This is a genomic window from Alloalcanivorax venustensis (genome assembly GCF_047495515.1).
In the GTDB taxonomy this organism is placed as follows: domain Bacteria; phylum Pseudomonadota; class Gammaproteobacteria; order Pseudomonadales; family Alcanivoracaceae; genus Alloalcanivorax; species Alloalcanivorax venustensis.
This window is the reverse complement of the sequence record NZ_CP179934.1, coordinates 895,300-908,831: the sequence shown is the minus strand read 5'-3', so window position 1 is coordinate 908,831 and position 13,532 is coordinate 895,300. Positions and strand designations below refer to the sequence as shown.

The window sequence follows — 13,532 nt, the reverse complement described above, 5'->3', positions numbered from 1 at the left end:
TCGTTACTCTTGTCCAAAGGACTGAACGGGGATATTCGTCGGTGCTGGGCCGGTTCCGGTTAATCGGTCGCCGTCGCCCAAAGACCTACCAGTGGTGCGCTCCAAGTCCGCCAGCGCCCGAATATAATCGGCATGGGCACGAGCCAGCTTGTCCTGAGTCCGCAACTGCTGCCGCTCGGCATCGATAATTGTTAGGAAGCTGCCTTGACCCGCCCGGTAATCGGCGACGGCAGCGTTGAGGCTCTCCTCAGCCAGCGGCACCAGCTTTTGTTGATGAATAGCGACGATCTCCTGCCTTTCTTGTACTCGGACACGCCCTTGTTCCAGTTGCGCAAGCAGTTGCGCTTGCCGATCGCTCAATTGCCACTGGTACCGCATGACGTCGGCTTCGGCAGCGTCGCGGAGAGCGCTGCGCTTGCCGGAGAAATCAATCGGCAGATTGATGCTGAGGCCAACCACCCAACGCTTGTCGGGAGAATCCCACAGCGCGTTATAACCGGCCGACAACTTGAAGTCCGGGAAATACTCTTTCTCGGCCAAGCTATGCTGGGCGTTAGCTTCGGCAATGCGTGCTTGGATACGACGCAGCTCCGGGTGCTTCTCCAGTGCAACTTCATGCAAGATCCGCAAGGTGGGAGGGTCAGCAGGGGCAGGCAGTGACGCCGGCGGCGGCAACGGGCTTTGAGGCGGACGATTCAACAAACCGTTGATCATTGCCTGCACTTCGCTCCGGCGTCGCTGATGAGTGACGATGTCAGCCTCAATACGTGCGGCTTCCACTTCGGCTTGTAGCACGTCCTGCTGCCGGCCCCGCCCGACCGTGTATTGGGTCTCGGCAACCCGCCGCAACTCGGTAAGCAGATCCCGGTGAGCGTGCTTTATCTTCAGAGTGCGGTGAATATACGCCCATTCGGCAAATAAACGCTTGGCGGCCGCCATGAGAGCCAGCCGGCCGTCCGCAAGGGATTGCTCCCTGCCTTCGGCCCGGGCGCGGGCCGCGTCTTCACGCAGGCCACGCTTGCCCGGCCAGGGCAGGCTTTGGCTCAGCTCCACCCGCTCCTGAAAACCACGGGGTCCGCCTGCGGTTTTCGGCGCCCCCGCGTAGGTCAGCATGGGGTCATCCAGAGCGCCGGCGGGGGCGATGCGGTAATTTGCCGCCTCCGCAGCCGCCGCCAGCCCCTGAAGGCCCGGGTTCCGGATCATAACGGCAGCCACCAATTGTTCGGCGGTCAGCGTCTTTACTTCCTGTAGAGATTGACTGTGTTCTTGTGGCGGCGGCGCGGCGATACCCGCCAGCGGTGCAATGAACACCACCAGGGCCATCAGGCCGCCAATTGCGTTGCGCATGGGGAGTACCCTCAATCGGCATAACGAAAAATCCTCGACCCGCCAACAGGACAGGCCATAGCCTCACGACAAATCGGGGGATTAATCAGATACGCAGACGCAGGGTGGCGAGGTAGGCAGTGCGACCACTTTCAGCCTGGGCAAGGAGCCAGTCAGGGTCGGGGGGAGCGTTTGCTATAAATAGGGTTGAAGGCGATTCCTGAAGGGGCCAGCACACCAAGACAACGAGGGGTAGCCACGTCAAGGCTCGATCATCACTGAACACCGTAGGAGCCGCGTCTTTAACCACCGACCGGTACTCCGCCTCGCAGCAGGAACCGGGAAAGGCGGTCGACGCATCATGTTCACACCCGTCCACCGGGAAAGCAGGGGGTGCCGGGTCACAACCCGTCATCCCATCCTCACAACAGCAAATAGGTTGATAGGCTAGCTCCGCAGTATCGCAAGCATAGGCCATCTGCCCGCCACTTATGAGGAACACCGCGAATACTACCAGCCATAATCGTTTAGCTTGCATGATCCAAACACATGTCGATTTACCAATTAATGGCAATAAGCCAAGTTCATGTGCCGCCAAGCACCCTCTGCGAGATATCTCTACTCAATCGCAGCACTTGATACACCCAAGCATCACTGAAGGCCGAGACGTGCAACTTGAGATCAGGGCTGGACTGGGGGATAGAGCGGGCACGCGAACGCACCCGCAGCAAAGAGCCTCAACTACCAGACTGGTGATGTTCACGCATCATGCTAGCGCAAGCGCGCATCATTTCTTTCTTATCTTCAGCATCCAGCTTTGACATCGCGCCATGCATGGCATGATGGGGCCGGAATGGCTTATCGGCGAGCCGAGCAGACGCCTGTCTGGACAGTTCGGTCAAATCGCCGTTAGCGCTTTCAGCGTGCAGATAAGGCGCAAACACGAGCAAGAACAGAGCATACAAAGGGGCTTTAGAAAAAGACATGCGAAATTCCTCATAGGTAACCAAATCAATCCGGCTCAGCAGTGAACGGAACCAGAAAAGAACTAAAAAATTGGCTTACACTAGAAAGGAATTCGGGGGATACGTTAGGAGGTCAAGAACAACGCTTCGATAATTATTCGAAAAAGACGTCTTCAGGCGTTCTGAGCCCTCATCACCAGAAACCCAAACTTCGGACACCAGCGCGGGGCAGTAAGAGACACCACAACCGCCAGCCATGGCTTGAAACAGGCATTCCGTGCCGGTCGATTCGCAATCGTCCATTGCGGCAACCCCATCCACCATGGCACAGCCCGACAATTCCGCAGTAACTGAATGGTTGGTCGAGGGAAGAACCATTTGGTCGGCAAAGAGACTCTGAACCACAAGCAACATGGAGAACAGCAACACTATGTTTGTATTCCGTCTACCAAACATTTTCGTTACATCTGCCCGTGAAAATCATTCAAAGTCGCTGCGGAGACTAGGCTCAAGCTCCTAAAAAGTCAACAACATCTCGACCCAGTGGACTTTCTCGCCCCCGCCGCCAGCATAGCGGCACCAAATAACATTAATAGAACGCTTCCATACCGCCGCTTACCAGCGCCCAAGCTTCTGAATAATATTGTAAAAATGCGGCTTATCATGCGATTTGCGTGGATCCGGCTCACTTTGCCGCTTGCGTCCGTGAGGTAAGCGGCAAAGAATGATTTGAAACGTCGGGCAGCGGCGAAGTAGCCCGTGACAGTCATGCAGTCTTCCAGCAAAGGAGCCTCTGTATGCTTGGTTCACGAAGTCGAGACAGCCAGGACCATGGAGAGGACCGCGCCGCGTCCAGCGGATCGACCTCTATCGACGCCTTGATCAACCGGGTGCTCGCGGATGCGGACATCCAGATCAACGGGCGGCGCCCCTGGGACATGCAGATCCATGATCCCGAAACCCTTTCCCGCATCGCCGCGCAACGTTCCCTGGGGCTGGGCGAATCCTATATGGACGGCTGGTGGGACTGCGATGCGCTGGATGAGTTCGCGTTCCGTATGTTGCGCGCCGGCGGCGACAATCTGGGCAAGGACCGCTGGATGCTGGCGCTTCAGGTGCTCGCCCACACCCTGCGCAACCGGCAAAGCCTGCGCCGTTCCCGCCAGGTGGCGGAGCAGCACTACGATCTGGGCAACGATCTGTTCGAGCTGATGCTCGACGACACCATGGCCTACAGTTGCGGCTACTGGAAAGACGCGACCACCCTCCACGAGGCCCAGCTCGCCAAACTGGATTTGATCTGCCGCAAGCTGGAGCTGGAACCGGGCATGACCCTGCTCGACATCGGCTGCGGCTGGGGCAGCCTGCTGGAATACGCCACCCGACACTACGGCGTCCGCGCGGAAGGCGTCACCGTTTCCAGCGAACAGGCGCAACTGGCCCGCGAGCGCTGCCAGGGCCTGCCCGTGGAAGTGCTGCTCAAGGACTACCGCGCCGTGACCGGGCGCTACGACCGGGTGGTCTCCGTGGGCATGTTCGAGCACGTTGGCCGCCGCAACTACCAGACCTTCATGGACACCACCCTGGGCCTGCTGAAGGACCGGGGGCTGATGCTGCTGCACACCATCGGCACCAATGAGAGCAGCCACAGCCACGACCCCTGGATCGACAAGTATATTTTCCCCAACGGCGAACTGCCGTCGGTAAAACAGATCGCCCGCGCCGCCGAACCCGGCTGGGTGGTCGAGGACCTGCACAACTTCGGTCCGGACTACGCGCGCACCCTCAAAGCCTGGGACGCCAACTTCCAGACCGGCTGGCCACAGCTTCAACACCGCTACGACGAGCGCTTCTACCGCATGTGGCGCTACTACCTGAACGTCTGCGCCGGTGCCTTCCGAGCCCGCAACATCCAGCTCTGGCAGTGGGTGTTCAGCAAGCCCGGCCACCGTAGCCGCACCTACCAGGCCCCCCGCTAAACCTCCGGGAACCAGCCGCTCGGGTGATCGATGCGCATGGTATCGATCACCTATCGGCTGCGTTGATAGAACCACGCAGAAAAACAAAACCGTTCCGCAGAAACAGGCAAGAAAGGGCCAGTTTTGACCTACCGCTGAAAAGGGGCGCGCTCTTAGGGTAGCGACCCGATAACGGCGAATTTCTGCGGAACGGAGAACGATGAACAATGCATCTGATGACGCCGCCCCAGGGTGGGGCGCGCACCCCGACAACGGCCTGCTGCGAACGGCCGTTTTCCTGATCGCCCTGGGCGTGGCCCCCACCGCCCTGGCGCAACCCCAAACGGCTTCCCCGGACCCGGCCGTGGAGCCCGCCGGCCGGATACAACTGGCGCTACTGGAACACGAGGAACGGACGCCGCGCCGCCCCCGGCCCGAGCCGAAGCGCGAAGCGGACAAGGAAAGCTGGTCGTTCGCCTTCGACAACGACGCCCTGGTGCCCTCGCACCGGGACCAGGACTACACCTATGGCCTGAGCGTCTCCTACACCGGCCGGGACGCCCGCGACGCCTGGTACTCACTGAACCCGGTGCTGGGCGCCCTGGACGGTCTGTTCGGCGTGGATGGCCGCGCGGCGCAACGCGTCGAGGGCCACAGCGTCGAGTTCGGGCTGTTCGGCTTTACCCCGGAAGACAAGGCGGCGACCACGCCGGTGTACAACGACCGCCCCTACGCCAGCCTGATCTACCTGTCGCAATCGCGGGTGCGCATCGACCCGCGCGAAAACGTGGCCTGGCACAGCAGCCTGACCGTCGGCGCCCTCGGCCTGGCAATCGTCGGTAACGGCCAGAACGCGGTGCACAAGGTGATCGGCAGCGAACACGCCGACGGCTGGAAGCATCAGGTTAGCGAAGGCGGCGAACCCACCGCCCGCTACACGGTGGCGCGGCAGAAATACCTGGCGGTCTCCTCACCCAACCTGGAAGTGAAAAGCACCCTGCAGGCGTCCGCCGGCTATCTCACCGAGGCGCGCTGGAGCCTGAGCTTCCGGGGCGGGCGCATCGCCGACCCCTGGTGGCGTTTCAATCCGGAGCTGGCCAGTTACGGCGACGGCGCGGCGCGCGGCAATGGTGGACCGGCGCGGGCGGAAAGCTATCTGTGGGGTGGCGCCGCCGTGGTGGCGCGGGGCTACAACGTGTTTCTTCAGGGTCAGTTCCGCGACAGCGAAGTGACCTACGACTCCGATCAGTTGAACCACATGATCGTGGAGGCCTGGCTCGGCTATACCCAGTCGTTCGCCAGTGGCTGGCGGCTCAGCTACGTGCTGCGCGGCCACACGTCGGAAGTGCGCGAAGGGGCGGCGGACCGCAACCTGCTTTGGGGCGGCCTGATTATCGCCAGGACCTTCTGAACCGAAGCGCACTAGCTCTGGGCGTCGATGTGGTCGCGCACCAGCGCCACCAGCCCGCCGGCGTTACCGAAGTATTCCAGCAGCTCGATACGCAGGTGTGGATGACGCTGGCGCGCCTCCTCCACCTGATCGGGGATATCCCGGGCCACGTGCTTACCCTTGTTGAAGAACAGCGGATACACCTGCACGGTCTCTACCGGTTGGTGTTCGAGCTGCTGCAGCGCTTCCATCAATGACGGCCGCGCCAGTTCCAGAAAACAGGGCAGCACCGCCACATAGTCGTGGCTTTGTTCGGCCACCTGCTCCACCAGCAAACGGAATTCGTCGTTGGCGGCTTCGGCACGGCTGCCGTGGGCCATGATCAACAGAGCTTTGCTCATTACTGCCTCCACAATTGGTGGGCCGCTTCCACGACCAGGGCGTGGCGCCGGGCCAGGGCCGGCCGGTCGTCGTCGTAGCCGCCGCCGATCACCGTGGCCACGGGCACGCCGTGCTCCCGGCACAGCGTCAGCACCCGGCGTTCGCGCTCGGCCAGCCCGGTCAGGCTGACCGCGAGCCGGCCCAGCGGGTCGCCGGCGTACACGTCCACCCCCGCATCGTACAGCACCAGGTCCGGCTGTAGCTGCCGCAGCAGGTCGGACAGTGTCTCCTCGACCACCGCCAGGTAGCCGTCATCTTCCAGTCCCACGGGCAAGCCGACGTCAAGATCGCTGCGGCTCTTGCGGGTGGGGAAGTTTTTCTCGCAGTGGATCGAGCAGGTGAACAGGTCCGGGTCGCCGGCGAGGATGGCGGCGGTGCCGTCGCCCTGATGCACGTCGCAATCAAAAATCAGCACCCGCTCTACCAGCCCGCCGGCGCGCAACGCCCGGGCGGTGATCGCCAGATCATTAAGAATGCAGAAGCCGGAGCCGAAGTCATAGTGGGCGTGGTGGGTGCCGCCGGCCAGGTGGCAGGCGATGCCGTGCTTCAACGCCAGCTGGGCGGTGAGCAGGGTGCCCATGGGCGCGATGCAGGTGCGCCGGACCAGGTCTTCACTCCAGGGCAGGCCCATGCGTTTGGCTTCCCGCTCGCCGAGCCGGTTACCGAGAAAGCGGTCGAGATACTCCGGGCAGTGCGCCAGCGACAGCAGCGCCGGACGCGCCCGCCCCGGACGGTGCAGATTGGCCGCGCCGGCGACGCCGCTGTCGCGCAGCCGTTCGTGCAGCAGCCGGAACTTTTCCATCGGAAAGCGGTGCCGGTCGGGAAACGGAAAACTGTAGGACGGATGATAGACAAGCGGTACGGACATGGCGGGAGTATAGCGGAACGGCGGCGGTTGGCGGGCGCCCCTCAGGGCGCCTCGGGGAAGCCGGCCAGGCCCTGGCCCAGAACCCGGTACAGGGTCACCCTTGCGAGCAGTTCGTTGTAACGCTGATCGAGCATGTTCCGGCGCGCGCTGTTCAGGCTGGTCTGCGCATCCAGTACCGAGGTCAGCTCGATGTCGCCTTCGCGATAGCGCACCTCGGCGATTTCAAAACTGCGGCGCGCCTGGGCCAGCGCTTCGCGGAAGAACTGGTCCTGTTGTTCCAGGGCGTTGATGCTGCCCAGGCTCTGGTCCACTTCGGACAGCGCGGTGAGCAGCACGCCCCGGTAGGTGGCCACCTGCTCCAGCCAGGCGGCGCGGGCGGTGGTGTTCTCGCCGCGCACCTGGCCGCCGTCGAACAACAGCTGGCTGAGGGAGGCCGCCAGGCTGTAGACCGCGTCGCCGTCGAACAGATCACTCAACGAGCTGCTGGCGTAGCCGGCGCCGCCGGTGAGGCTCAATGACGGCCAGTAGGCGCTGCGCGCCACCGCCACGCCGTAGTCGGCGGCCATCAGATTGGCCAGGGCCCGGCCCACGTCCGGGCGCTGCGCCAGCACTTCGGCGGGCAGACCCGGCTCGATCTCGGGCACGGTCAGTTCATCCAGCCCGCCGTCCGACAGCAGAAAGCCCTGGGGCGTGTCGCCCACCAGCACCGCCAGCGCGTAGCGGGTTTCCCGCGCCTGCTGGCGCAGGTCCGGCAGGGCGGCGCGCTGGTTGGCCACCAGGGTGCGCTGCTGGGCCAGGTCCTGGGGCGACACCGCGCCGTAACGCACCTTGGCCTCGACCAGTTCCAGCACCCGCTCGGCCAGCGCCAGGCTGTCCTCGGCCAGGGCCAGGCGCTCCTCCAGATAGCGCCACTGCAGCCAGGTGTTGGCGACGCTGGCCAGCACCGTCAGGCGCACGCTGTCGCGGTCGAAGCGGCTGGCCTCCAGGTTGGCTTCGGCGACCGCCTTGTTGTTGCGCAGCCGGCCCCACAGGTCCAGCTCGTAGCTGGCGTTGGCGCGCAGCTGGAAGCTGTCGCTGCTGGTGCCGCCGAAGGTGCCGGAGGTGGACGCGCCGCCGTCCAGGGACAGGCTCGGGAACAGCGACGAACCGGCCTGCTGCAACCGGCCCTCGGCCTGCAGCACGCGGGCGGCGGCGGCGCGCAGATCGGTGTTGTCGCTCAGCGAGCGGGCCACCAGCTGGTTCAGTTCATCGCTGCCGAAGCCCTGCCACCAGGCCGGGTTGCTCACCGCCGCGCGGCTGTCGGCAATCTGATTCTCCCACTGCGCCGGCGCCTCCGGTTCCGGGGTCTCCAGCCCGGACCGCACCGCGCACCCGGATACCATCAGGGCGCCGAGGGCCACCGCCAGGACCGCCCCTTTGCAACTGGCAACTTTCAACTTGCTGGCTGTTTTACTCATTGGAGAGCGCCTCCACCGGATTGAGCCGTGCCGCCTTCAACGCCGGCGCGAACCCGAACACCAGGCCGATCACCGCGGCGCACAGGAAGGCCGCCGCGGCCACCGTGGCGGAAAACAGAATCGGCAGGCCGAGCACCTTCAACAGCAGGCCCACGGCGACGCCGCCGAGCACGCCGATGATGCCGCCCAGCGCGGACACCACCACCGCCTCGGTGAGGAACTGCTGGAGAATATTGCGCTGGCGGGCGCCCGTGGCCATGCGGATGCCGATTTCATGGATACGTTCGGTGACGCTCACCAGCATGATGTTCATCACTCCGATGCCGCCCACCAACAGCGAGATCGCCGCGATCGAGCCGAGCAGCATGGTAAGGGTGTTCTGGGTGTCGGAAATCATGTCCAGCAAGGACGCCATATTGAACACCCGCACGTCCTTGGTGCCGTGGCGCTGTACCAGCAGATCCACCGCCGCCTGCTCGGTGGCGTCGATGGCGTCCATGTTCTCCACGGCCAGGGTGATCGAGCGCAGATAGTTCTGGCCGAACAGCCGCAGGGTGCCGGTGGAGAGCGGCACGAACACCACGTCGTCCTGGTCGTCGCCCCAGTTGGTGGCGCCCTGCTCGCCCATCACCCCGATCACCTGGAACGGGATGCTGTTGAGCAGCACGAACTGCCCCAGCGGGTCGGTGTCCGGGAACAGATTCTGGCGCACGGTTTCGCCGATCACCGCCACCGGCGCGTAGCGCGCCTCGTCGTCGGCGTTGAAGAAGATGCCCGCGGAGCGCTCCCAGTCGCGCAGGGTCGGGTACGCGGAAGACACCGCCTTCACCGAGGTGGTGACGTCCCGGCCCAGGGCGCGGGCGGTGGCGGACCCGGAAATCTCCGGCACCGCCACCCGCACATTGGGCAGACTTTCCAGCGCTTTGGCGTCCTCGGGCACCAGGGTCGCCACCACGCCGTCGGCGCTACGCTGCTGGCCCCGGTCCGGGCGGATCACCAGCAGGTTGGTGCCCATATCGCCGATGCGCGCCACCACATCCTGTTTGGCGCCCTGGCCGATCGCCAGCATCACCACCACCGCGCCCACACCGATCACGATGCCGAGCAGCGTCAGCAGGGTGCGCAGCCAATTGGAGCGCAGCGAACGCAGCGCCATGGTCACCGCCTCGGGGATCTCACCGGGCTCCGGCAGGCCGGACTCCGCCGGCGGCGCCAGGGCGGTGGGGGTCTCGGCGGTGGCGCGGGCCGGCCGGTGGCGGGTGTCGGCAACGATGTTGCCGTCGTGCAGCTCGATGATGCGGTCCGCGTGGGCCGCCACTTCCGGATCGTGGGTGATCAGGATCACCGTGTGGCCCCGGTCGGCGAGCCCGGTGAGGTGGGCCATCACCGCCTCGCCGCTCTGGCTGTCAAGGGCGCCGGTGGGTTCGTCGGCGAGGATCACCCGGCCGCCGTTCATCAACGCCCGCGCAATGGATACGCGCTGCTGCTGTCCGCCGGACAACTGGTTGGGGCGATGGTCGAGGCGCTCGCCCAGGCCCAGATCGGTGAGCAGGGCCTGGGCGCGGGCTTTGCGCTCGTCGCGGTGCATGCCCGCGTAGATCGCCGGCAACGCCACGTTTTCCCAGGCGTTGGCGGTGCCGATCAGGTGATAGCTCTGGAACACGAACCCGAACATCTCCCGGCGCAGCCAGGCCAGTTCCTGGTGGTCCATGGCGTTCACGTCCTGGCCGGCGAAGCGGTATTGGCCCTCGCTGGCCCGGTCCAGGCAGCCGAGCAGATGCATCAGGGTGGATTTGCCGGAACCGGAGCTGCCCATGATCGCCACGCATTCCCCGGCTTCGATGGTCAGCGAAATGCCGTGCAGCACCTCCACGTCCTCATCACCGCCGGGGAAGCGTTTACGAATGTCGCGCAGCTCGATCAGCGGCGCCCGCGGCGTCTGATCCGCCATCAGAACAGACCCCGGCGGCGCGGCTCGTCCTCGGTTTGCGCCTGCACCTTACCGATCACCACGGTATCGCCTTCGGCGAGCCCGTCGGTGATCTGCACGCGCACCCGGTCGGTGACGCCGGTTTTCACCGGGCGCCTTTCCAGCCGGCCCTTGGCGCCCGGCACTTCCACGTACTGGCCGCCGGCGCCGCTTTTCACCGCCGACGCGGGCACGCTGAGCGCCCCCTCGGCGGACTCCACCACGAAAAACACCTGGGCGGTCATCCCCGACATCAAGGCGTTGTCCGGGTTGGCCACATCGAACTCGGCGGTGTAGAGCACCACGTTGTTGACCACTTCCGGGGTCGGCAGCACCTGGCGCAGCGTGCTGTCGTAACGCACGCCGCTGTTGCCCAGGGTGGAGAAGTACACCGGCATGCCGACCTCGAGCCGATCCACGTCCGCCTCGGAGACCTCCGTGGAGACGGTCATGGTGGAGAGATCGGCGACGCGCATCAGAATCGGCGCGGTCTGGTTGGCGTTGAGGGTTTGCCCTTCGCGGGCGTCCAGGGTCACCACGGTGCCGTCGCGGGGGGCGTAGATCTTGGCGTAACCGAGGGTCGCCTGATCGCCCTCCAGGCCGGACTGGGTCTGGTCGATCTGTGCCTGCAGCACTTTGATCTGGGCGCGGGCGGTGGCCAGGGTGGCCTTGGCGGTCTGCCAGGCATCATCACTGGTGGCGTCGGCCTGGCGCAGCCGCTCCTGGCGGTCGAACTGCACCTGCGCCAGTTCCAGCTCGGCGCGCTGCTGTTCCAGTTGCGCGCGCAGGGCGTCCAGCTGCGCCAGGCCCGCCTGCACCTGCGACTCCTGCACCGAGGCATCGATTTCCGCCAGCAGCTGGCCTTTTTCGACTTTATCGCCGAGATCGACGTGCAGCTTTTCCAACTGGCCGGACACCTGGGCGCCCACATCCACGTAATCGTAGGGCTCCAGGGTGCCGAGGGCGGTGACCACATCCTCGATGTCGGCGGGTTGGGCCCGGGCGGTCTGCCACTGCCCGTCCGTGGCGCCGTTACCCGACAGCCACCACCAGGACGCGGCCAGCACGGCCAGGACCACCAGCGAAACGATTAGCAAACGACGTTTGATCCAGCGTGTCATGACCCTGCCCGAATACTCTGCCCAGAAAAGAATGTGTCGACCTCAAAGGTACCGATAAAAGATGCAAAGAATATGCGTCAAACCGGCAACCACCGTGCACGCCGGCCGCTCACTCGCGAAACGGCGCCACCAGATGCTTGAGATTTTCCACGCTGAGAATCATCGCCAGGGCCATGAGACGGCCCAGTTCGCCGCGGGGAAAGCCGCGGTCGGCGAACCACAGCAGGTAGGATTCGGGCAGATCGATCAACGGCCTGCCCTGGTATTTACCGAAAGGCATGGTGCGCTGACAGACAGCGATCAGGTCTTCGTTCTGAAAACTCATGAAGATGCCGTTGGGGCGGAAATGCCGGGCAGACTAACGCGCCGGGTCGTGGCAGTCACCACCCGACGCGTCCCCGGCACGCTGCTCCGCGTCGGCCTGGCGCAGGATCGACACCGCGCTATGGCAGAACAAACCGGCAATCGCCATCGCCACCAGCACGTCCGGCCAGTGGCTGCCGCTGGCCAGCACCAGCAGGCCGGCGACGATCACCGATATATTGGCGAGCACATCATTGCGCGTGCACAGCCAGGCGGAGCGGATATTGGCGTCACCCTGGCGGTAGCGTACCAGCAGCATCAGGCTGGTGAGGTTGGCCACCAGCGCCAAGGCGCCGATGCCGGACATCATCACCCCGGGGGGCGCGGCCCCGGTTATCAGGCTTACCAAGCTGTCCGCCAGCACCAGCAACCCCAGCAGCAGCAGCGAGAAGCCCTTGATACGGGCGGCGCGAAATCGCCAGGTCAGGGATTGCCCCAGCGCCCAAAGGGTGATGCCGTAGGTAGCGGCGTCACCCAGGAAATCCAGCGCGTCGGCGCGCAGTGCCCGGGATCCTGAAAACAGGCCCACCGCCGCCTCGACGCCGAACATCACCAGGTTGATCGCCAGCACCGCGATCAGCGCGTTTCGGTAGGCGACGGGCGCCTGCTTATCCAGTTCCGGTTCGCAACATGCCATGCCAGTCTCCGTGCGGTTCGGTGGTCAATCGGTTTGGCCGTCGTTCGGCGCGTGCAGCACGCAGAAGTGGGCGTTATCGCCCCGCTCCACCTGCAGGGTGCTGTGGGCAATGCTGAAACGGTGTTGCAGCCCGTCCGCCACCCGGTCCAGGTAGGCGTCGCCGGGGAAGCCGTCCGGCATCACCAGATGGACCGTCAACGCGCTCTCCGTGGTGCTCATGCCCCAGATGTGCAGGTCATGAATGCCGGTGACGCCCGGCTGGTCACGTAACCAGGCGTCCACCTCGGGAAGATCGATGTTCGCGGGCACCGCGTTCAGCACCAGCTTCAGGGATTCGCGCAGCAGGCCCCAAGTGCCGATCACGATGACCACGGTGATCAGCAGACTGGTCACCGGGTCGAGCCAGTTCCAGCCGGTATAGAGTATCGCCAGACCGGCCAGCACCACGCCCACCGACACCGCCGCGTCGGCGGCCAGATGCAGGAAAGCACCGCGGATATTCAAATCGCCCTTGCTGCCCTTGGCGAATAACCAGGCCGACGCCAGGTTGATCAGAACACCGATGCCCGCTACCACCATAACGGTCACCGACGCCACTTCCGGCGGATCGGCGAGCCGCCGGATGGCGTCCCAGCCGATGGCGCCGCAGGCGATCATCAGGAACATGGCGTTGCCCAGCGCCGCCAGAATCGAGCTGCCGCGCAGCCCGAAGGTAAAGCGGCTGTCCGGCGCTTTGCGCGCCAGCATCGCCCCGCCCCAGGCCAGCACCAGGCCCAGCACATCGGACAGGTTATGCCCGGCGTCGGCCATCAATGCCGAGGATTGGGCGAGGAAGCCGTACACGAATTCCACCGCCGTGAACCCCAGGTTCAGGGTGATGGCGATCACGAAGGCGCGCCCGAAATCCTTTGGCGCGCCGTGCGGGTGAGCATGGTCATGATGGTGATGGGTGTGCACTGGCCGGCTCCTTCGATCCGTTTCAGCACATTCCAATACCTGTAGCCACTACAGGGTCAAGCCCGATCAGAAAGAGGACT

13 protein-coding genes are annotated in these 13,532 nt (G+C 64.6%); 2 read left to right on the top strand and 11 right to left on the bottom strand.

Going from position 1 to position 13,532, the window contains the following annotated elements:
- Positions 1-3: 3 nt before the first annotated feature.
- From ACMG4O_RS04370 to ACMG4O_RS04360, 3 genes are all read right to left on the bottom strand, one after another.
- Positions 4-1,347: a TolC family protein gene (locus ACMG4O_RS04370; RefSeq protein ID WP_194854788.1), complete on the bottom strand. Its 1,344-nt coding sequence runs from the start codon at positions 1,345-1,347 to the stop codon at positions 4-6.
- Between the two features lie 716 nt (positions 1,348-2,063).
- Positions 2,064-2,312 carry a hypothetical protein gene (locus ACMG4O_RS04365; RefSeq protein ID WP_142947531.1) on the bottom strand — a complete coding sequence of 83 codons (249 nt, stop codon included), beginning with the start codon at positions 2,310-2,312 and terminating at the stop codon, positions 2,064-2,066.
- A gap of 75 nt (positions 2,313-2,387) precedes the next feature.
- Positions 2,388-2,720, bottom strand: a complete 333-nt coding sequence (locus ACMG4O_RS04360) for a hypothetical protein (RefSeq protein ID WP_142947532.1) — start codon at positions 2,718-2,720, stop codon at positions 2,388-2,390.
- Positions 2,721-3,088: 368 nt separating this feature from the next.
- On the opposite strand from ACMG4O_RS04360, the gene cfa reads away from it, so the two are divergent.
- Positions 3,089-4,270, top strand: coding sequence for a cyclopropane fatty acyl phospholipid synthase (gene cfa / locus ACMG4O_RS04355; RefSeq protein WP_194854789.1), 1,182 nt, complete (start codon positions 3,089-3,091; stop codon positions 4,268-4,270).
- 199 nt (positions 4,271-4,469) lie between these two features.
- Positions 4,470-5,660, top strand: coding sequence for a lipid A deacylase LpxR family protein (locus tag ACMG4O_RS04350; RefSeq protein WP_414434499.1), 1,191 nt, complete (start codon positions 4,470-4,472; stop codon positions 5,658-5,660).
- An 11-nt stretch (positions 5,661-5,671) separates the two neighbouring features.
- Here the strand turns inward: ACMG4O_RS04350 and ACMG4O_RS04345 are convergent, their stop codons facing one another.
- From ACMG4O_RS04345 to ACMG4O_RS04310, 8 genes are all read right to left on the bottom strand, one after another.
- Positions 5,672-6,040: a sirohydrochlorin chelatase gene (locus ACMG4O_RS04345; RefSeq protein ID WP_067606188.1), complete on the bottom strand. Its 369-nt coding sequence runs from the start codon at positions 6,038-6,040 to the stop codon at positions 5,672-5,674.
- Positions 6,040-6,948, bottom strand: a complete 909-nt coding sequence (locus ACMG4O_RS04340) for a histone deacetylase (RefSeq protein ID WP_414434498.1) — start codon at positions 6,946-6,948, stop codon at positions 6,040-6,042. Before ACMG4O_RS04340 ends, ACMG4O_RS04345 begins: the two co-directional genes overlap by 1 nt.
- Positions 6,949-6,989: 41 nt before the next feature.
- Positions 6,990-8,405, bottom strand: coding sequence for an efflux transporter outer membrane subunit (locus ACMG4O_RS04335; protein ID WP_414434497.1), 1,416 nt, complete (start codon positions 8,403-8,405; stop codon positions 6,990-6,992).
- Complete coding sequence (locus ACMG4O_RS04330; RefSeq protein WP_414434496.1) at positions 8,398-10,356, bottom strand: MacB family efflux pump subunit; 1,959 nt, start codon at positions 10,354-10,356, stop codon at positions 8,398-8,400. Before ACMG4O_RS04330 ends, ACMG4O_RS04335 begins: the two co-directional genes overlap by 8 nt.
- Positions 10,356-11,495, bottom strand: a complete 1,140-nt coding sequence (locus tag ACMG4O_RS04325; protein ID WP_414434495.1) for an efflux RND transporter periplasmic adaptor subunit — start codon at positions 11,493-11,495, stop codon at positions 10,356-10,358. Before ACMG4O_RS04325 ends, ACMG4O_RS04330 begins: the two co-directional genes overlap by 1 nt.
- A gap of 109 nt (positions 11,496-11,604) precedes the next feature.
- Positions 11,605-11,820 (bottom strand): DUF3820 family protein, encoded by a 216-nt coding sequence (locus ACMG4O_RS04320; RefSeq protein WP_414434494.1) that lies wholly within the window; start codon positions 11,818-11,820, stop codon positions 11,605-11,607.
- A 33-nt stretch (positions 11,821-11,853) separates the two neighbouring features.
- Positions 11,854-12,495, bottom strand: a complete 642-nt coding sequence (locus ACMG4O_RS04315) for a cation transporter (RefSeq protein WP_142947540.1) — start codon at positions 12,493-12,495, stop codon at positions 11,854-11,856.
- Positions 12,496-12,519: 24 nt separating this feature from the next.
- Positions 12,520-13,452, bottom strand: a complete 933-nt coding sequence (locus tag ACMG4O_RS04310) for a cation diffusion facilitator family transporter (protein ID WP_414434493.1) — start codon at positions 13,450-13,452, stop codon at positions 12,520-12,522.
- Positions 13,453-13,532: the final 80 nt, after the last annotated feature.

Bases quoted from the DNA above. Each gene is read 5' to 3' on its own strand.
- ACMG4O_RS04370 (WP_194854788.1), bottom strand. From the start codon at position 1,347: ATGCGCAACGCAATTGGCGGCCTGATGGCCCTGGTGGTGTTCATTGCA.
- ACMG4O_RS04365 (WP_142947531.1), bottom strand. From the start codon at position 2,312: ATGTCTTTTTCTAAAGCCCCTTTGTATGCTCTGTTCTTGCTCGTGTTT.
- cfa (WP_194854789.1), top strand. From the start codon at position 3,089: ATGCTTGGTTCACGAAGTCGAGACAGCCAGGACCATGGAGAGGACCGC.
- ACMG4O_RS04350 (WP_414434499.1), top strand. From the start codon at position 4,470: ATGAACAATGCATCTGATGACGCCGCCCCAGGGTGGGGCGCGCACCCC.
- ACMG4O_RS04345 (WP_067606188.1), bottom strand. From the start codon at position 6,040: ATGAGCAAAGCTCTGTTGATCATGGCCCACGGCAGCCGTGCCGAAGCC.
- ACMG4O_RS04340 (WP_414434498.1), bottom strand. From the start codon at position 6,948: ATGTCCGTACCGCTTGTCTATCATCCGTCCTACAGTTTTCCGTTTCCC.
- ACMG4O_RS04335 (WP_414434497.1), bottom strand. From the start codon at position 8,405: ATGAGTAAAACAGCCAGCAAGTTGAAAGTTGCCAGTTGCAAAGGGGCG.
- ACMG4O_RS04330 (WP_414434496.1), bottom strand. From the start codon at position 10,356: ATGGCGGATCAGACGCCGCGGGCGCCGCTGATCGAGCTGCGCGACATT.
- ACMG4O_RS04325 (WP_414434495.1), bottom strand. From the start codon at position 11,495: ATGACACGCTGGATCAAACGTCGTTTGCTAATCGTTTCGCTGGTGGTC.
- ACMG4O_RS04320 (WP_414434494.1), bottom strand. From the start codon at position 11,820: ATGAGTTTTCAGAACGAAGACCTGATCGCTGTCTGTCAGCGCACCATG.
- ACMG4O_RS04315 (WP_142947540.1), bottom strand. From the start codon at position 12,495: ATGGCATGTTGCGAACCGGAACTGGATAAGCAGGCGCCCGTCGCCTAC.